Source organism: Streptomyces sp. NPDC006610 (assembly GCF_040611575.1).
Lineage (GTDB): Bacteria > Actinomycetota > Actinomycetes > Streptomycetales > Streptomycetaceae > Streptomyces.
Genome location: NZ_JBEXOP010000030.1, coordinates 39,716 through 58,002, shown reverse-complemented (window position 1 = coordinate 58,002; position 18,287 = coordinate 39,716). Strand labels below are relative to the sequence as shown.

The 18,287-nt window shown below is 72.8% G+C and carries 18 protein-coding genes and 1 pseudogene; 8 read left to right on the top strand and 11 right to left on the bottom strand.

The window, feature by feature from the left end:
- Window positions 1-7: 7 nt before the first annotated feature.
- The 10 genes and pseudogenes from ABZY13_RS23335 to ABZY13_RS23290 form a co-directional block, all read right to left on the bottom strand.
- Window positions 8-275 (bottom strand): annotated as a pseudogene (locus ABZY13_RS23335) (cation:proton antiporter); the annotation flags it as partial.
- 222 nt (window positions 276-497) lie between these two features.
- Window positions 498-2,072: an AMP-binding protein gene (locus ABZY13_RS23330; RefSeq protein WP_356633767.1), complete on the bottom strand. Its 1,575-nt coding sequence runs from the start codon at window positions 2,070-2,072 to the stop codon at window positions 498-500.
- A complete protein-coding gene (locus ABZY13_RS23325) occupies window positions 2,069-2,503 on the bottom strand; it encodes an acyl-CoA thioesterase (protein WP_356633765.1) in 435 nt (144 codons plus the stop codon). Before ABZY13_RS23325 ends, ABZY13_RS23330 begins: the two co-directional genes overlap by 4 nt.
- Window positions 2,500-2,943 (bottom strand): holo-ACP synthase, encoded by a 444-nt coding sequence (locus ABZY13_RS23320; protein WP_356633763.1) that lies wholly within the window; start codon window positions 2,941-2,943, stop codon window positions 2,500-2,502. Before ABZY13_RS23320 ends, ABZY13_RS23325 begins: the two co-directional genes overlap by 4 nt.
- The gene (locus ABZY13_RS23315) at window positions 2,879-3,850 is read right to left on the bottom strand and encodes a hypothetical protein (protein ID WP_356633761.1); all 972 of its coding nucleotides are present in this window, start codon (window positions 3,848-3,850) and stop codon (window positions 2,879-2,881) included. Before ABZY13_RS23315 ends, ABZY13_RS23320 begins: the two co-directional genes overlap by 65 nt.
- A gap of 42 nt (window positions 3,851-3,892) precedes the next feature.
- On the bottom strand, window positions 3,893-4,153 hold the full coding sequence (locus ABZY13_RS23310; RefSeq protein WP_356633759.1) for a hypothetical protein: 261 nt from the start codon (window positions 4,151-4,153) through the stop codon (window positions 3,893-3,895).
- Between the two features lie 47 nt (window positions 4,154-4,200).
- Complete coding sequence (locus ABZY13_RS23305; RefSeq protein ID WP_356633757.1) at window positions 4,201-4,803, bottom strand: TIGR03086 family metal-binding protein; 603 nt, start codon at window positions 4,801-4,803, stop codon at window positions 4,201-4,203.
- A gap of 131 nt (window positions 4,804-4,934) precedes the next feature.
- Entirely contained in the window at window positions 4,935-6,269 is a 1,335-nt protein-coding gene (locus ABZY13_RS23300; RefSeq protein ID WP_356633755.1) for a PLP-dependent aminotransferase family protein, read from the bottom strand.
- Between the two features lie 3 nt (window positions 6,270-6,272).
- A complete protein-coding gene (locus tag ABZY13_RS23295; RefSeq protein WP_356633753.1) occupies window positions 6,273-7,223 on the bottom strand; it encodes an alpha/beta hydrolase in 951 nt (316 codons plus the stop codon).
- The gene (locus ABZY13_RS23290; protein WP_356633751.1) at window positions 7,213-7,911 is read right to left on the bottom strand and encodes a TetR/AcrR family transcriptional regulator; all 699 of its coding nucleotides are present in this window, start codon (window positions 7,909-7,911) and stop codon (window positions 7,213-7,215) included. Before ABZY13_RS23290 ends, ABZY13_RS23295 begins: the two co-directional genes overlap by 11 nt.
- Window positions 7,912-8,098: 187 nt before the next feature.
- Here ABZY13_RS23290 and ABZY13_RS23285 point away from each other — a divergent pair, with 187 nt between their 5' ends.
- Together ABZY13_RS23285 and ABZY13_RS23280 are read left to right on the top strand one after the other, a co-directional pair.
- Window positions 8,099-9,169, top strand: coding sequence for an alpha-hydroxy acid oxidase (locus ABZY13_RS23285; protein ID WP_356633749.1), 1,071 nt, complete (start codon window positions 8,099-8,101; stop codon window positions 9,167-9,169).
- 208 nt (window positions 9,170-9,377) lie between these two features.
- Window positions 9,378-10,862, top strand: a complete 1,485-nt coding sequence (locus tag ABZY13_RS23280) for a class I adenylate-forming enzyme family protein (protein ID WP_356633747.1) — start codon at window positions 9,378-9,380, stop codon at window positions 10,860-10,862.
- Here ABZY13_RS23280 and ABZY13_RS23275 read toward each other — a convergent pair.
- Window positions 10,806-11,468, bottom strand: coding sequence for a 4'-phosphopantetheinyl transferase superfamily protein (locus tag ABZY13_RS23275; protein WP_356633745.1), 663 nt, complete (start codon window positions 11,466-11,468; stop codon window positions 10,806-10,808). The genes ABZY13_RS23280 and ABZY13_RS23275 overlap by 57 nt on opposite strands.
- A gap of 18 nt (window positions 11,469-11,486) precedes the next feature.
- Here ABZY13_RS23275 and ABZY13_RS23270 point away from each other — a divergent pair, with 18 nt between their 5' ends.
- The 6 genes from ABZY13_RS23270 (at window position 11,487) to ABZY13_RS23245 (ending at window position 17,890) form a co-directional block, all read left to right on the top strand.
- Complete coding sequence (locus ABZY13_RS23270) at window positions 11,487-11,750, top strand: phosphopantetheine-binding protein (RefSeq protein ID WP_356633743.1); 264 nt, start codon at window positions 11,487-11,489, stop codon at window positions 11,748-11,750.
- Window positions 11,751-12,020: 270 nt separating this feature from the next.
- Complete coding sequence (locus ABZY13_RS23265) at window positions 12,021-13,670, top strand: class I adenylate-forming enzyme family protein (protein WP_356633741.1); 1,650 nt, start codon at window positions 12,021-12,023, stop codon at window positions 13,668-13,670.
- Window positions 13,667-14,950, top strand: coding sequence for a beta-ketoacyl-[acyl-carrier-protein] synthase family protein (locus ABZY13_RS23260; protein ID WP_356633739.1), 1,284 nt, complete (start codon window positions 13,667-13,669; stop codon window positions 14,948-14,950). Before ABZY13_RS23265 ends, ABZY13_RS23260 begins: the two co-directional genes overlap by 4 nt.
- A complete protein-coding gene (gene hppD / locus ABZY13_RS23255; protein ID WP_356633737.1) occupies window positions 14,947-16,011 on the top strand; it encodes a 4-hydroxyphenylpyruvate dioxygenase in 1,065 nt (354 codons plus the stop codon). The genes ABZY13_RS23260 and hppD overlap by 4 nt, the downstream gene beginning before the upstream one ends.
- Before the next feature lie 68 nt (window positions 16,012-16,079).
- Complete coding sequence (locus tag ABZY13_RS23250; protein WP_356633735.1) at window positions 16,080-16,997, top strand: phytanoyl-CoA dioxygenase family protein; 918 nt, start codon at window positions 16,080-16,082, stop codon at window positions 16,995-16,997.
- Entirely contained in the window at window positions 16,997-17,890 is an 894-nt protein-coding gene (locus ABZY13_RS23245; RefSeq protein ID WP_356633733.1) for a prephenate dehydrogenase, read from the top strand. The genes ABZY13_RS23250 and ABZY13_RS23245 overlap by 1 nt, the downstream gene beginning before the upstream one ends.
- Window positions 17,891-18,287: the final 397 nt, after the last annotated feature.

Genomic DNA, 18,287 nt, shown 5'->3' with positions numbered 1-18,287 from the left:
GCGTACGTCACCAGGTCTCCGACTCCGTCGACGACAGGGACGGCCGCGTCGCGCCGCCGCGCAGCTTCAGTGCCAGAAGCGGGAGCAGGAGGACGGAGAGCGTCGCCGCGCCGACCAGCGCGGCGGCCTCGTCGGTGCCGAGGGCCTTCTGGTCGACGCCGATGGTCGTGTTCGCCGCGACGAGCGGCAGGCAGGTGGAGGAGAAGAGGGCGAGCCGCGGGCCGGCCGCGGGGTCCGGGCCCGTGCGGCGCCGGTACCCACACGGGCCCGCCCCGCCGTGGAACCAGGCCGGCGGGAACTGCGCGGCGATCGGTCTGCCCGCCACCGCGGCGCCGGCCGGTTCGCGGTCCGGCAACGGCAAGGGCTGGGGTGTCTCGTTCATCGCGGCCGACCGTACGGCGCCCCCGTGGATCGCCTCGGGCGATCCCCGCCGGCCCCGGACCCGGGCCGGGGGGACTGTCCGTCCCGGGCCCGAGCGGCTCGAAGAACGTACGGGGTCACGTTTCCGCCGACCGCCGAGTCGACTGCCCGGGTGCGCCGGCCCGTTGGAGTTCCTCCAGCCGGGCCGCCATGTACGCGCGCGCGGGTTTGCCGCTCGCCGTGCGGACGACGGCGCTGTGCGGCACTTGCAGGACGGTCTCCGGGGCCACGGTGAAGTCCGCGGCGATGCGGGCCGCGAGGCGGTCGGCGTCGATGTGCCGGCCGCGCTCCGCCACCACCACGACGGCGAACGACGCGCCGTGGGGCAGGACGACGCACTCCGCGACGCCCGGCTCGGCCGCCGCGACCTGTTCCACGTCCTCGGCGAAGACGTTCGTGCCGTTGACCGATACCCGGTCGGAGCGCCGGCCGTCGACGTGGAGCAGGCCCGCGTCCAGGTGGCCCAGGTCGCCGGTGTCGAACCAGGTCGTGCGGTGGTCGGTGGCGCCGTCGTAGCCGTTGAACAGGGAGTCCCCGCGCAGCTGTACGCGGCCCGTCTCGGCCTCGGCGCAGTCGCGCCCCGCCTCGTCCACGACGCGCAGGCCGAGGCCGGGCACCGGGGTGCCGAGGCATGCGGTGGCGACCGCGCCCCGGGTGCGGAAGGCGCTGCCGGGGTCCGTGAGGCGGTGGTGGGTGGCCATCAGGACCGCTTCCGCGAGGCCGTAGCAGAACACCAGCGCCGACGGGTCGAAGCCCCAAGGAGTGGTGGCGTCGAGGAACGTGCGCACCGATTCCCGGCGGATGGGCTCCGCCCCGCAGAAGACGGTGCTCCAGGTCCGGAACAGGCCCGGGTCGAGTTCCCCCCGCGCCGCCGCCTCCGCGATCCGCGCCGCCAGGTACCGCAGCATGAAGTCGGGGAGGGCGCTGTGCACGCACGGGGCGTCCCGCACCAGGCGCAGGGCCGCCAGAGGCCTGCGCAGGAACGCCCCCGGCTCCTCCAGGACCAGATCGGCGCCCTGTACGAGCGCGGTCAGTACGCCGATCAGGCCCATGTCGTGGTGGAGCGGCAGCGCGATGATGCCGGCGTGGCCCGGCCGCATGCCGGAGACGCCGCTGATCGCCCCGATGTTGGCGAGGACCGCGCGGTGGCTGAGCGGGATGGGGCGGGGCATGCCGGTGGAGCCGCTCGTGTACTGGACGAACGCGAGGTCCTCCGGATGCCCCGGCGCCGGGCCGGACGGCGTCGACAGGACCGGTTCCAGGGTGAGTTCGCGCAGGCCGGGACCGGAGATGCGGAAGGCGTGACGTGTGCCCTGCTGCCGGGACACCGCGGCGAGGTACTGCTCGACCACCGCTCCGGGCACGCGGGGCTTGACCGACACCGGGACCGCGCCCAGGTGCATCAGCCCCAGCAGCGCCAGGAGGCTCTCGCGGGTGCTGCCGATGCGGAGCATCACCCGGTCGCGGGGGCGTACGCCCTGCTCGGCGAAGCCGCCGGCCGCCGCCGCGACCTGCTCGGCGAACTCGGGATACGTGAGGGTCTCCCGCCGGGCGGAGGTGCCGAAGGTGACGGTCGCGCCCGTGCGGTGGGCCTGGGCGGCGAGCCGCCCGGGGAGGGTGTCCGCGGCCGTGTCCACGGTGTGCGCCGTCACGCCGTGCTCCCGGAGCCGCCGCCGTCGAACATCGAGTCCAGGTCGACGCGGTGGACGCGCTTGGTGAGCCGGTCGACGAGGCCGAGGCGGACCCTGCCCCTGGCCGCCTTGGTGCCGTCGGGGAGTTCGACGTCCTGGGCGAGGGTGAAGCTGTAGGCCGTCCGGTCCGCGAGGGAGGTGCGCACGACCAGGCGGCCGACCGGGTCCCAGTCGACCGCGTGCAGGTAGTCCAGTTGGAGCTGGAGCACCACGGCGACCACGGTGTCCTCGCGCGCGTCGACGCCGTGGGCGAGCCCCCACTCCCAGCGGCCGGTTTCCAGGAGTTGGGGGTACACGCTGTTGTTCAGGTGCCCGGCCCAGTCGAAGTCGTTGGGGCGCAGGGCGACTTCGCAGGTGTGTTCCAGCACCGGCGGTGGTGTGGCGGTGGTCATGAAGGGTTGCCTCCGCTCGTCGTCCCGATCGTCGTCGTCCCGTGCGCGGTCGCAGCCTGCGCCGTCGTCGCGTGGGGCTCGGCCAGGAGGACGACCACCGCGCCGGCCATGCCGCCGCTGTGGCTGATCGACAGCTCCGCCGCGATGTTCCGTTCCCGGCACCAGCGGCCGACGTCCCCGTGCAGCCGGAGCCGGGGCTGCCCGGCGGGGCCGTGGCCGACCTCGATCTCCGGGAAGGAGCACGCAGGCGCCCCGCCCATGGAGCTGAGCGCCTTGATGAAGGCCTCCTTGGCCGACAGCAGCCCCGTCAGGGACGCGTCCGGGTCGGGACGCGAGCGGCAGTGCGCCCGTTCCCCGGCGGTGAACACCGCACCGCTATCCCGCAAGTGCGGCCGGCGCGCCAGCTCCGCGACGCACTGCAGATCGAATCCGGTCGACATCGTTCGTGCGGAGGCTGGCGAAGTAGGCACGCTTCAGGTCCTCGTAGGATCGGGTCTCGATGCCGGTGACTTCCCGCACCAGGGCGAACACGCTGCTCAGCTTGCGCGAGTGCACCGACCCCTCGTGCAGCGCGTCCTCGCCGAGGGCGAACTCGTCCTCGGTCCGGATCCGCTCCCACCAGTTGACGAAGCCCTGACGCTCGGTCTGGGCCTCGCGCGCCGAGCCGAACGTCTCGCCGCCGTCGGGGCGGATCCAGGTGTACGCCATCGACAGGACGTCCTTGACGGGGTAGACCCCGGACTCCACCAGGGCCTTGGCGAAGGAGGCGAAGTACTGCCGGTGCTGCACCTCGTCCTTCATGATCGTGTGGAAGACGTCGTGCACCAGCTCGTCCTCGCTGGTGCGCGCCGCGTGCTGGTACGACACGCAGGCCTCGATCTCCACGCACGCCTGGAGGATGCAGACGCGGGCGTAGTTGTCGGTGGGGAAGGCCCCGCGGTGCTCGACGACCTCCTCCGTGTCGATGGCGTCGATGCCCGCCATCTCCATCAGGCGCCCGAAGGAGACCTCGTGGTGGGCCTCCTCCTCCAGCCAGTAGCGGGCCGACCAGGCGGCGGCGATGTGCAGGACGTCACTGCCCAGCGGGTTGGACTCGCGGATCTCGTTGGCCAGCTTGACGCCGTCCACGGCGAGCCGGATGCCGGCCGGCTGGGTGGTCAGCTCGGCGCGGGCGGCGTGCCACAGGGCGGCTTTGTCGCTCTCGCCCGGACGCGTCAGGCGGCGGCCGTCGAACAGCTCGTCGGACGACCAGCGGCGCTGCTCGTGGTAGCTCTGCTGGACGCGCAGCACGTCGGTGATGGTGGCCCCGGAGCGGAGCTCCTTGACGATGTCGGTCATGATCAGCATGTGTCTCGCCTTCCGGCCGGGAGGGGCGGGGGAGTCGTCCGTTCAGGAGGAGCTGGGCGCGAGCTGCTTGGCGAGGGCCTGGAGGACGTCCTCCGCGGTGTGGTCGAGGGTCATCGTCGGCAGTTCGACGTCCTCGTCGAAGCCGGTGTCCGCGAGCGCGCCCGCGAACGCGTCCAGCAGGTCGATGGAGTTGATCGCGCTCGGCGAGGCGACGAGGACCGCCGACAGCGGCTGCCCGGCGAACACCTCCGCCTGCGTCAGACCGAGACGCCGTGCGACATGCTGCTTGAGGTCGGTGAGCAAGGTGTCTCCCTGTGCGTGTCGGGCTGGAGGGTGTGTCCGGGCCGCGGCTACTGGACCGTCGCCGCTGACCATTCCGGCGACCGGCCGAGCGACGTGAGGACGAGGTCGAGGGAGCTGGCGCCGGGCGTCGTGGGAAGGGCGGGACGGAAGAGGGGGTCGGGCACCAGCCGGCGTTCGTCGTCCGGCACGCGCAGGGCGAACGCGACGGCGGCGTCGGCGACTTCCTCGTCGAGGTCCAGGGGCAGGCCGAGGGTGCGGGCCACGTCCCAGCCGTGGACGACATAGTCCAGGAAGTGGAACCCGATCGCGACCGAGGCGGGGAACCGCCGGGCGGTGCTGATCTCCGGGAGGGCGAACTCCCGGGTGAGCACGCCGTGCTGGGCGAAGGCGTCGATGGCGGTCCAGGCCGCGGCCCGGTACGTCGTCGACGGGTCCTCGCCGAGCGCGGCCGGATGCCAGGCGGTCGGGTCGTCGCCGCTCCCGGCCGCGGCCGCCGCGAACCCGTGGTGCTGGCCCGCCATGTGGGACACGAGCTGGTGGAGTGTCCAGCCGGTGCACGGAGTCGGCAGGTCCCAGTCCCCGGGGCCGGCCTGCTGCACGAGGCGTACGGTCTCCAGCACAGCCGTCCGGTCGAGCTTCCGGATATCCATGCGGGCCCTTTCGCGAGTGATGGTCCGAGCCGGGACATTAGCACGACCGTGCGTTTAGTTTTAAGGGTGTGGCTCGAAAAGAAGGGCCCGGCCGCTGTCGGCGGCCGGGCCCTCGGTCGTCGATCGCCAGGTCAGAGGCGTTCGGCCGGCTCCGCCGCCCGGGACTCGATGAAGTCGGCCAGCCGCCGCACGCCCTCCGCGATCTGATCGGCGGTCAGCGCGCTGCAGGACAGCCGCAGACGCCGCTCACCGCCGCCGTCCGGGTAGAAGTCGCTCATCGGCGTCCACAGCACACCGAAGGCGCGGGCGGAGTCCTCCAGGGCCTTGGCGTCGGCGACGAACGGGACGTCGACGACGAGGAAGAAGCCTCCCGTGGGCTCGTTCCAGCTCAGGCCCAGCTCACGGCGCCGCTCCGGCGGGAAGTGACGCTCCAGCTCGCTCAGCAGGGTGGCCAGGTTGGTGGCGTAGTGGGCGATGGCCCCGGCGTTGGCCTCGCGCAGCCGGCAGTCGCACTCCACGAGCAGTCCGCCGATGACGGCCTGGGCGACGGCCGAGGTGTTGACCGTCGTCATGCTCTTGATCTTGGAGAGCTCGTCGGCGAGCAGCGAACGCCGTCCGGCCGGGCCGACGACCTCCTGGTCGGCGACGACGTAGCCGACGCGCGCGCCGGGCAGCGCGGTCTTGGCGAACGAGCCCAGGTGCAGCACCCGTCGCTCGCGGTCCAGCGACTTCAGCGTGGGGCGTGCGGAGCCGGCCCGGACGAAGAACCCGTAGGGATCGTCCTCCAGGACGAGCAGATCCTCCTCCGCCGCGACCTCCAGCAGCCGCTGCCGCGCGGCGACGCTCATGCTGGTGCCCGACGGGTTGGCGAAGTCCGGGACCACGTACAGCGCGCGCGGCCGCCTGCCCGCCCGGCGCAGCCCGCGCGCGGCGGCCAGGAAGGCCTCGGGGTCGGGGCCGTCGGCGCCCTCCGGCACCGGGTGGGTCGCGATGTCGAGCAGCCGGGCGGCGCCGGTGATGCCGACGTAGCAGGGGGAGCTGACCAGGAGCGTGTCCTCGGGGCCGGCGAACAGCGCCCGCAGGGTGAGCAGCATGGCTTCCTGGCAGCCGGTCGTCACGACGATCGACTCCGGCGGCACGTGGATCTGCTCGTCGTTGGCCAGGGTGCGGGCGATCAGCTCGTGGATGATGCCGTTGGTGCGCCCGTACTGGAAGAGGTGGGTGCGGACCCGGTCCTTCGACCAGCCGCGCGCGTGTTCCAGGTGGTCGGTGTACGAGCGCAGGTGGCGGGCGAGGTCGTCGGTCTCGAACGCGCCCTCGGACGGCCTGCCGGGCGCGAAGGACAGGGCTTCGGGGAAGCGGGCGACGACCTCGTTGAGGAAGTTCATCGCGTCGAGCACCGGGTCGGTGAGCGAGGCGTGCAGGTCCTGGAGGGCGAGCGCCGGGATGGCGGTGGTGTCCGTCACGGCTCAGCCCTTCGTGGCGGCGTCGGCGAAGGCGGTGCGCAGGTGGGCGGCGGCCTGCTCCACGGCCCGGCGGGCCGCGTCCAGCGTGCCGGACATGGTGAAGAAGCCGTGCGCCATGCCCGGGTAGCGGGTCGACTCGGCGGGCACCCCGCTCTCCCGCAGCCGCCGGGCGTAGCTCTCGCCCTCGTCGCGCAGCGGGTCGTACTCGGCGGTGATCACCAGCGCGGGCGGCAGCCCGGAGTGGTCGGGGGCGCGCAGCGGGGAGGCGAGGGGGTGGGCGCCGTCCTCGGGGGCGGCGAGGTAGTTGTCCCAGTACCAGTGCACCGACTTGTCGTTGAAGAGCAGCGGGTCGGTGTTCTCCCGCCGTGACGGGGTGTCCGCCAGGTAGTCGGTGTTCGGGTAGACGAGCAGCTGGGTCAGGATGCCGGGGCCGCCCGCGTCACGGGCCATGAGCGTCACGGCCGCGGCGAGGTTGCCACCGGCGCTGTCGCCGGCGACGGCCAGCCGGCTCGCGTCCCCGCCGAACTCCGCGGCGTGCTCGGCGGCCCACCGGACGCCCGCGAAGCAGTCCTCGGGAGCGGCGGGGAACTTGTGCTCGGGCGCCAGGCGGTAGCCGACGGCGACGGTGAGACAGCCGACGGAGTTGGCGAGGCTGCGGCAGAGTGCGTCGCCGGTGTCCAGGGAGCCCAGGGTCCAGCCGCCGCCGAAGAAGTAGACGAGCACGGGCAACGGCCCCTGGCCCGCCGGACGGTAGACGCGCACCGGCAGCGGGCCGCCGGGGCCGTCGACGGTGAGGTCCAGCACCTGGTCCACCGGCTCGGGCGTGCCGGCCCCGGCCTGGATGGCGGCGAGGTCGGCGGCTCTCGCCTCCTCCAGCGTCATCGTGTACAGCGGGCGCACGCCCTGCGCCGCGCGACGGTCGTACAGGGTCTGCAACTGCGGATCAAATGGCATGGTGCCTCCGGTCCGGGCCCGCGAGCACTGTGGTCACGGGCGGTTCAAGGGTGTCGGGCAGCAGCGACGGGTCGGTCGCGGCGTCGCGCAGCCGGCTGATGATGCCGTCGGCGGCCCTGCGGTAGCAGGTGAAGTTTCCGTGCAGTACGGATTCGGCGTTGGCCATTTCCAGGAGGGCGACGAGTTCGAAGGCGAGCTGGGCCGAGTCCGTGGCCGGGCGGATCTCGCCCGCCTCCTTGGCCTCGTCGATGGTCTGCTCGACGAGGGTGAACCAGTTGCCGTGCGCGCTCGCCACGGCGTCGTGCACCTTGCCCTGGCGGGCGTCGTACTCCGCCGAGACCGAGTAGAAGAAGCATCCGCCGGGGAAGACGCGCTGTTCCGAGTAGAGGAGCCAGTTGCCGCACAGGCACCGCAGCCGGCCGAGGCCGGCGGGCAGGTCGCGGGCCGGCTGCACGACGCGCTCGATGAAGACCTTGACGGCGGCGCGCACGGTGGCGAGTTGCAGCTCCTCCTTCGACCCGAACAGGGCGAACACCCCGCTCTTGCTGAGGGAGAGCTCGCCCGCGAGGCGGCCGAGCGACAGGCCTTCGAGGCCCTCCACCGACGCGATCCTGACGGCTTTGTGGAGGATCGCCCGCCGGGTCTGGTTGCCGCGTTCGATCCGTCCGTCCGTGCCTGTCCCTGCCAAGGGACACCTCCTAGTCACCTCCCGTCGAGGTCGTCCGCCGTTCTCGGTCGGCCGGATACCGGAGTATGTGGACGACCGTGCGGACATGTGGGAGAGTTCGGTTAGTGTACGCCCGTGCGGTTAGTTGGGAAGCACGGCAGAGCGCGCGAGAGCGAGCGAGAACACGGGGGTGTTCGCAGTGGTGCCGATGGCGCTTCACGAGTACGAGGCGGCCGCGAGGAAGCGGCTGCCGGGTCCGGTGTGGGACTTCCTGGCAGGCGGGAGCGGGACCGAGTCGATGCTGTCGGCCGGCCGCGAGGCCCTCGACCGGCTCCGGCTGCGGCCCCGCTGCCTCGTCGACGTGTCGGACTGCGACCCCGGCGCCTCGGTGCTGGGCGCGGACCTCGCGGCGCCGCTGGGCATCGCGCCCATGGCCTACCACCGGCTCGCCCACCCCGACGGCGAGGTGGCCACCGCGCGCGCCGCCGGCGAGGCGGGCGTGCTGTTCACCGTCAGCATGTTCGCGAGCCGCACCCTGGAGGACATCGCCGCCGAGGCGACGGGGCCCCTGTGGCTCCAGCTCTACTGGCTCAAACGGCGCGAGCCGATGATCGCCCTGGTCCGGCGGGCGGAGGCCGCCGGGTACCGTGCGCTGGTCCTGACGGTCGACGCGCCGAGAGTCGCCCGCCGTCCGCGCGACGCGCGCAACGGCTTCGCGATACCGGAGGGCGTCCGCGCGGTGAACGTCGACCCCTCCGTCATGTCGGCCTCCCACGTCGGCGCTCCGCGGGAGTCCGCCGTCGCACGCCATTCCCGGGAGCAGTTCGACGCCACCATCACCTGGGAGGACCTGGCCTGGCTGCGCGAGCGCACCAGTCTCCCCCTCGTGCTGAAGGGCCTGCTGACCGCGGAGGATGCCGAGCTGGCCGTGAAACACGGGGTCGACGGCATTGTCGTGTCCAATCACGGAGGGCGGCAGCTCGATTTTGCGCAACCTGCGGTGGAAGCGCTCCCGGAAATTTCCGAGATCGTCGCGGGGCGCTGTCCCGTGATCTTGGACGGTGCGGTACGGCACGGCGCCGATATCGCGAAGGCGCTCTGCCTGGGCGCCGATTTCGTTTTTGTGGGGCGTCCCGTTCTGTGGGGACTCGCACATTCCGGAAGCGTCGGCGCGTCCGCCGTCCTCCGGACGCTCACGGAGGAGTTCGAGGAGGTCATGGCCCTTATGGGGGTGCCTCGGGTTCCGCTTTTCGGCCCGTCGGGGGTTACCCGGCGGTGAAATCTCTTTGACCCTCGGGTCACCCCCATTCATCTGTCCCTCGGGAAATGAATGGGGGTATTCGGCATGCTCGAGAACAACTCCGCAGGTCATATGGTGACGTGCAACACTTCATCGCCTTTACTTGCTTACTCGCAGGTAGTGAGCAACGATGAATCTGCTGCCACGGGGTGAGTACGGCGGCAGGACCGTATCGGTTTTTCGATGGGTGGGGATTTCAGTGGGGGAAGCGGTACCGAAAAGGACCGTTTGCAGTGAAGGCGCCTGGATCGACGACATACTGCTCGAGGGGGACAGTCGCAGAACCGCCCTCCACCTGGGCAGGCCCGTGAGCCTGGCGGAGCTGCGCCGGCTCGTCGCCGAGGAGCAGGAACGTCTGCGGGCCGCCGGACTCGTGCCGGGCGGCACGCTCGCCGTGCGGATGCCCCCTTCCCTCGCCTGCATCGTCGCCATGCTCGCCGGGTGGCGCACGGGCGCCCAGGTCGCGCTCCTGGACCACCGGCTGACGACCTACGAGGTCGGCAAGGCCATCGCGCGGCTCACTCCGCAACTGGTCGTCGAACCCGTCGAGGAGGCCACCGGCCGGCTGCGCGGATACTTCGAACTGACCACCCGCATCACCCCCCTGCACGGCGGCCGCCCGGCCGCCTCGCCGCACGCGCTGCTCCAGCTCAGCTCCGGCTCGACCGGCCCCTCCAAGGTGATCGGCCGCACGGTCGGCAGCCTCCTGGAGGAACTCGACCGCTACTCCCGGCTCGACGGCTTCCCCCGCCGGGGCGAACGCACCGTCGTGCTCGCCTCGGTCGTCCACGTCCTCGGCCTGATCGGCGGACTGCTGCACGGACTCGCCTCCGGATCCGAGGTCGTCCTGCCCGGCACCCAGACGGTCGACGGCATCCTCAAGGCCGTCGCGGCCGGCGACGAGCCCACCACCGTCCTCGGCGTCCCCTCGCAGGCGGCGCTCCTCACCGCGCCCCAGACCCCGCCCCGCCTTCCCCAGCTGCGCCGCATGATCGTCGGCGGCGAACTGGTCAGGACGGACGTCTGGGAGCGGTTCACCCGCAACTACCGCGCCGACCTGGGCGTCATGTACGGCATGACCGAGGTCGGCGTCATCGCCACCGACCTCACCGGATCCACCCGCCCCGGCCTGACGCCCGCGCCCGGCATGAGGGTGCGCGTCGACGACGGACAGATCCTGCTCGGCCTGCCGGCCACCCCGTACGTGGGCCCGAGCGACCCGACCCGCTTCGTCGACGGCTGGCTGCGCACCAAGGACGCCGGCAGCATCGACGAGGCCACCGGCCTGCTCACCGTCCACGGCAGGATGGACTCGCAGGTCTCCATCGGCGGCCTCAAGGTCGACCTCGCCGAGGTCGAGGAGGCCCTCACCGCCATGCCCGGGGTCACCGACGCCGTCGTCGTGCAGGGCACCGGCATCGAGGCCTTCGTGACCGTCACGGACCGGGCGGCCTTCGACGGCCTCCCCGCCCGGCTCGCGGCGCGCCTCGCGCCGTACAAGCGCCCCCGCACGCTGCACGACCTGCCCGACATCCCCCGTACCGTCACCGGCAAGCCCGTGCGCAACGCAGAGATCCTGCGCGCCGCCGTGCGGTCCGCCGCCGCGCCGGACGACTCAGGCCGGGGCTCCGGTGACCCGGTGCACCTGAACGCGGACACCGCCCTCGCCTGAACCGCCCGCGGCGTCACCGCACAACGCGACGCCGACGACATGGCGGCCGTCGTCCACCAGGACCGCGCAGGACGCGAGACCGCCGTCGTCGGGCAGCGGGCGCGGAGCCCGGGCGCCCGGACCCGGCGGCCAGCACTCCTCGACCGGCATACGACGGCTCATGCCGCCGCCGCGCAGTCCGCGGCCCAGCGCCTTGCCGACCGCCTCCTTCTGCGTCCACAACCACAGGAAGGCGACGGAGCGTTCCGGCTCGGGCAGCCCGCCGATCCAGGCCGCCTCCGCGGGATGAAGCCACGCCCGGGCCATCGACTCGGCGCGCAGCCGCCGCACCCTCTCGACGTCGACGCCCACCGGAACTCCGCCGGTCAGGGCGATCGCCACCGCTCCCCGCGTGTGGGCCACGCTCACCCGCACACCTGCTCCGGCCCCGCCGAGATACGGGCGGCCGCCGGGTTCGTGCTCCACCCAGACCCCGGACTCCGGGACGCCGAGCATTCCGGCCGCGTTCCGCAGCAGCAGGGCGCGCGCCAGCCGGCGCTCGTTCCCGTCCGTGGTGCACCACAGCACCGTCACCGTGTCCGGGTCCAGACCCGGGCGCCCATCCATGAAGCAGGAGTCAATCAAATGTCCGCTGAAGTCGAGAAGTTCATCATCGAGGCGCTGAAGAACATGAACTACGACGTGTCCGACGTCACCGGCGACACCCCGCTCGGCCCGGCCGGCCTGGACCTCGAGTCGCTCTCGGTCGCCGAGATCGCCATCCAGGTCGAGGACACGTACGGAGTGAAGTTCGAGGAGGACGAGATGGAGACCGTCGCGCTGCTGACCGTCTCCGGTCTCGTCAAGGAGATCGTCGACCGCGCCTCCTCCGCCGCCGCGACCAGGTGACCCCGCGGCCGGCGACGGCCTGACACGCGCGCACCCTCCCGGCCCGGGCGCCCCGGCGCCGGGCCGGAGGGACGCGGAGCCAAGCCGTACGTGAACGGCCGCCCCGCGACCGAGCCGTACCCGAAGGCCGTGCCGGGCGAACCGTGCACCGGGGCCCGACCGGCGCGGCCGGGGACGAGGAGCCGTGACCGGCGCGGCCGTACGAGACAACCGTGACGGCGCAGCCGTACGCGAAGACCAGACACAAGGCCCGAAAGAGGGACCCCGGGAATGAACCCGAAGAACGAGCGCGCGGAACTCGCGGCCGATCAACGGCTGGGCGTGGGCAACGTGCTGACCACACTGATCGAGCGGGGCACCCGCCTCGACACTCCGACCCTGACCTTCGACACCGAGGTGGACGGCCACCCGGCCTGGCAGGCCCTGACCCTGGCGCAGCTCGGCGAGCGCGTCGCCGCCCGGGCCTCGGTGCTGCACTCCCTCGGGGTCCGGCCCCGCGACGCGGTCGCCGTCTGGGTGACGGACGGCGCCGACCAGGTCCTCGGCTACCTGGCGCTGGTCCGCCTGGGCGCGATCCCCGCGCTAGTCAACGGCAGGGTGCCCGCCGAGCAGGCGGCCGAGTACATCAGGCGGCTGCGTGCCGTCGGGGTCGTCGCCGACGTGCCGCACTGGGACGCGCTGTCCTCGGCCGGCAACACCACGCCGCTGCTCGCGCACCCCGCCGACCTCGGCAAGGGCGACCCCGACGAGGCCCCCAGGCCCTACCGGCACCACGGCAACGAGCCCGTGGTCATCACCCACTCCTCCGGGACGACCGGCCTGCCCAAGGCCGTGATCCACTCCCACCACAGTCTGTTCGCGGCCATCCGCCACCGGCTCTCGCTGCCCAAGGGCCAGGGCCTGGACCGCATGCTGGGCGCCCTGCCCTCGGCGCACGCGGCCACGGTCATCGCCGTCAACCTCGCCCTGACCAACCGGGCACAGCTGGCCGTGATGTCCCGGCAGACCGGGTCCGCGGTGCTCGACGCCATCGAGTCCTGGCAGCCGGCCAGCGTCCTCGGCTTCGCCGCCACCTGGTCCGAGCTCGCGGGCGAGGACCTGTCCCGCCGTGCCATGGACTCGGTGCGCACCTGGTGGAACACCGGGGACTGCGCGCACGAGGCGCACATCCGCAAGCTCATCGCCACCGGCACGCGCGAGTCCGTCACCGCGCAGGGACGGGTGCAAACCCGCGGCTCGTTCTTCGTGGACGGCCTCGGCTCCTCGGAGATGGGGCACTCCCAGTTCCACATCACCCACACCCCCGACACCAGCCGCTACGGCCGCTGCATCGGCAAGCCGCACGCCTTCTCCGACGTGGCGGTCGTCGACGACGAGGGCGAGCGGCTCGGCGTCGGCGAGGTCGGCCAGCTCGCCATCAGCGCGCCCACGCTGTCGCTGGGCTACTGGAACGACTCGGTGACCACCTACCGCACCCGCCGGGACGGCTACTTCCTCACCGGGGACCTCGTCTACCGCGACGAGGACGGCTACTACTACCACGTCGACCGTGCCGTGGACGCGGTGGACCTCGGCGACGGCCACCGCCTCTACACCATGCTCTGCGAGGAGCGGGTGCTGGCGGACTGCGCCGACGTGCTGGAGTGCACCGTCGTCGCCGTGCCGAGCGAGGGCCGGGTCGTCACGTCGGTGCTGCTGATGCTGGACCCGGAGGCCGACCCGGAGGCCGACCGCACGGCGCAGGTGCTCGCCGCGCTGGATCCGCGGGTGGCCGAGACCGTCGACCGCGTGGTCGTCGTCAGCCCGGACCGCATCCCGCTCGGCGCCACCGGCAAGGTGCGCAAGTTCCTGCTGCGCCAGCGGTTCCTCGACGGCGAACTGCTCGGCCGGGAGTCCTCCGCGAAGCAGGTGGCCGCATGACCGCCGCGCTTCCCGGCGCCGTCATCACCGGCCTCGGCACCTTCACCCCGCTCGGCCGCGGCGCCGCCGACACCTTCGACGCCCTGTGCCACGGCAAGTCGGGCCTGCGGCGACCGCCGGAGGGACATCTGCTCGACGGCACCGTGGGCACCGCCGGCATCGCCCCGGACATCGAGGCGCGGGAGGTGCTGCCGCCCAGCGAGGGCCGGCTCGTCGACCGCTTCGCCCTGATGGCGCTGGCCGCCGCCGACGACGCCCTCGCCGACGCGGGGCTCGTGGTGGGCGAGAACGCCGACCCGGAGCGGGTCGCGGTCGTCGTCTCCAGCGGCGCCGGCGGCCTGACCACGTACGAGGCACAGGCCCACGAGCGGGTCGGGCGCGGCCCGACGGCGGTCAGCCCCTACCTGCTGCCCGGCATGCTGCCGAACATGGCGGCCGCCCGCATCGCCATCAAGCACGGCATCCGGGGCTGGAGTTCGGCCGTCTCCACGGCCTGCGCCGCCGGCGCCCACGCCGTGGCGGAGGCCGCCCGGCTGATCCGGTACGGCGAGGCCGACGTAGTCGTCTGCGGCGGAGCCGAGGCCCCGCTCAACGCGACGTCCGCGCTGGCGTTCGCGCACGCCCGGGCGCTGGCCAGCGGCTGGGACGACGACCCCGAGGCGGCCAGCCGCCCCTTCGACCGCCGCCGCAACGGCTTCGTCCTCGCGGAGGGCGCCGGGGTGCTGGTGATCGAGCGCGCCGACCACGCGGACGCCCGCGGCGCGGCGGGCTACGCCGACCTCCTCGGCTGGGGCTCCACCACCGACGCCTTCAAGCCGACCGCGCCGCGCCCGGACGGCGAGGGCGCCGCGCAGGCCATGCGCGGGGCGCTGCGGACCGGCGGGCTGACGCCCGACGACGTCGGCTACATCAACGCCCACGGCACGGCCACCAAGCTGGGCGACGTCGCCGAGACGAGGGCCGTGCACGCCGTGTTCGGGGACCGCTCCCCGGCCGTCAGCAGCACCAAGTCGATGACCGGCCATCTGCTCGGCGGCTCCGGCGCCGTGGAAGCGGCCGTCTGCGCCCTCGCCATCGCGCGCGGCGCGCTGCCGCCCACCCACAACCTCACCGACGTCGACCCGGCCTGCGACCTCGACCACGTGCGGGGCGAGGCCCGGCGCGTGCCCGTCCAGGCTGCCATCTCCAACTCGTTCGCCTTCGGCGGCCACAACGTCAGCCTGCTCTTCGGCACGGCCAGCACCCGCAGCAAGCGACACCACGAGGGAGACCACAAGTGAACATCGGAGCCGTGGACCACGTCGAGTTCCACGTCGGCGACGCCCAGCAGTCCGCGTTCTACCTCTGCACCGCGTTCGGCTTCCGGCTGCGCGGCCAGGCCGGCCCCGAGACGGGCCGGCCGGACAGCCGCTCCCTGCTGCTGAGCCAGGGCGGCATCGACATCGTGCTCACGTCCGGGCTGACCCCCGACCACCCGGCGGCGGCGTACGTGTCCCAGCACGGCGACGGCGTGGCCACCATCGCCTTCGAGGTCACCGACGCCGTCGAGGCGTTCGAGACGGCCGTCGAGCGGGGGGCGACCCCGGTGGAGCGGCCCGTCGTGCACAGCCGCGGCGGAGCCGAGGTCGTCACCGCCTCCGTGCTCGGCTTCGGAGACGTCGCGCACCGTTTCGTGCAGCGCGCCGGCGACCGCGCCGACTTCCTGCCCGGGACGATGGACATCTTCGCCGCCGACCCCGACGAGAGCGAGCAGCTGCTCCACACCGTCGACCACGCGGCGATCTGCCTGCCCGCCGGAGACCTGCGGTCGACGGTCGCCTTCTACGAGAAGGTCTTCGGCTTCAGCCAGATCTTCGAGGAGTTCATCGAGGTCGGCGAGCAGGCCATGGACTCCAAGGTGGTGCAGAGCCCGTCCGGCAAGGTCACCTTCACGCTCATCGAGCCCGTGACCGACCGCAAGCCCGGCCAGATCGACGCCTTCCTGGCCCGCCACGGCGGTGCCGGCGTGCAGCACCTCGCCCTGCTCACCGACGACATCGTCACCGCCGTCCCGGCGATGGAGGCCCGCGGCGTCACGTTCCTGGACACGCCCGGCGCCTACTACGACGAGCTGACCGAGCGCATGGGCGAGCCCGACCTGCGCGTCGACGACCTGCGCCGCACCAACGTCCTGGTCGACCAGGACCACTGGGGGCAGGTCTTCCAGATCTTCACCCAGTCCATGCACGTACGGAAGACCTTCTTCTGGGAGGTCATCGACCGGCACGGCGCCCGCACCTTCGGCAGCGGCAACATCAAGGCCCTCTACGAGGCCGTGGCCCGCGAGAAGGCGCCGGCCTGACGCCGCGGCCGGCGTCCTTCGTGCCTGCACCTCTCCACCGTCCGCAACCGCAGCACTCGAGGAAGACCATGACTGATCAGGACACCGCACCGTTCACGCTGACCGAGCAGGAGCGCGCGCTCCTGCCCACCGACGAGGAAGTCCACTTCTACGCCGAGCACGGCTGGTACCTGTCCAAGAAGATCTTCACCGACGATGAGGTCGACCTCCTGGAGTCGGCCAGCGAGCGCTTCTACGCGGGACACCGCGACCGCACCCTGCCGGTGCGCCCGCCCAAGCTCGCCTACTGGGAGCCCGGGCACGGCCCCGTGCAGCGGCACAACGACTACATCCACTACGAGGACGACACGATCGGCCGCATCCTGCGCAAGCCGCTGCTCGGCGCGGTGGCCGCCCGGCTCGCCGAGGCCGAGGAGATACGGGTCTTCCAGTCCACCCTGATCTACAAGCCGCCGGTCGCCGGTGAGCAGTCCAACATCGTGCCCTGGCACTTCGACCGGCACTACTGGGCCACCTCCACCTCCGAGCGGATGCTGACCGCGTTCATCCCCTTCCACGACTGCGGCGAGGAGATGGGCACGATCACGATGGTGGACGGCAGCCACCGGTGGAAGGAGACGGCCGCCAACGACGAGACGTCCCTGCACTTCGCCGAGCGCGACCGCAGCGAACTCGACCAGATGCTGGACGAGAACGCCGCGTACAACGGCGTCGAGGTGCGCAAGGTCCCGATGATGATCCCGAAGGGCCACGTCAGCTTCCACCACTGCCGCACGTACCACGGCAGCGGCGCCAACGTGAGCGACCGCCCGCGCCGTGCGATCTCCTTCCACCTCCAGGACGGCGAGAACCGCTACCGTCCCTTCCGCCGCTCCGACGGCACGGACGTCACCTACAACCACGACGTCGTGGTGCGCAAGACGCCCGAGGGGACGCCGGACTACAGCGACCCCGAGTTCCTCCCCGTGCTGTGGCGCAGCCGCTGATGCGCAGTGCCGCGGTGGTCGGAACCGGGCTGATCGGCACGTCGATCGCGCTGGCCCTGCGGGCCCGGGGCATCACCCCCCACCTCCTCGACGCCGACCCGGACGCCGCGCGGACCGCGGCCGACCTGGGCGCCGGCGTGGTGGGGGCGCCCCGCGCACCGGTCGACCTGGCCGTCATCGCCGTACCGCCGCAGCATGTCGCCGCGTGCCTGCACGAGCAGCAGGCGCGAGGGCTGGCCCAGGACTTCACCGACGTGTCGAGCGTGAAGGTGCGGCCGCTGGAGGAGGCGGCGCGGCTGGGCTGCGACCTGACCCGGTTCGTGGGCGGCCACCCGATGGCGGGCCGGGAGCAGTCCGGCCCGCTCGCGGCGCGGGCCGACCTCTTCCGGGGCAGGCCCTGGGTGCTCACCCCGGCCGGCAGCGCCGGCGACCGGGCCGTGGTCCGGGCGCGTGAACTCGCCGAACTGTGCGGGGCACGGCCCGTCGTCATGGAACCCGACCAGCACGACCGGGCGGTGGCCCTGGTCTCGCACACCCCGCACCTGGTCGCGAGCCTCCTCGCGGCCCGGCTGCTGCACGGCGACGAGTCCCATCTGCGGCTGGCCGGCCAGGGGTTGCGGGACGCCACCCGGATCGCCGCGGGCGACGCCGACCTGTGGACCGACATCCTCAGCTCGAACGCGTCGGCGGTCGCGGAGGTGCTGACGGAGCTGGTCCTCGAACTGGACGCGGCCGTGGACGCCCTGCGGGAACTGGCGAAGGCCCCGTCGGAACCCGGCACCGCCGGGGCCCACCTCAACGACGCCCTGGCCCGCGGGGTACGGGGGCGCGGCCTGATCCAGGAGCGCGCTGCCGGCGGCCTGAGCCTGACCGGTGTGGCCGTGGGGGCATGAGACGGGTCCGGGGCGCCGGTGCGCCGTCGGTCCGGTCCACGGCGGCGGCGGGCGACCGCGGCCGCACCGGTCCCCGTCGCCCCGCCCTCCGCGCCCCCGCCCGCCGGCGGCGCGCGCTTCGGATCGCGCCGGTCCCGGGTCGGCACCCGCAACCGGGAGTGCTTTCCGGCCAATTCCCGCAGGGGGCGTCCGGCGCATATGCCGAGGGAAGCCGGACGCAGCGATGTGGATGATTCGTGACAGGCGCGGCGAAACGCGTCCGGTCCTGCTTGCGGACGTCCTCGAGCCGCCGCACGGCGCCGGGCGAGAGGGCGCCCGCCGGGAGGACGGACGGCTTCCCCGTGCCCTAATCGGTCGGGCCCCTCTTTTAACTGAACGCACGATCGTTTAGTTTTAC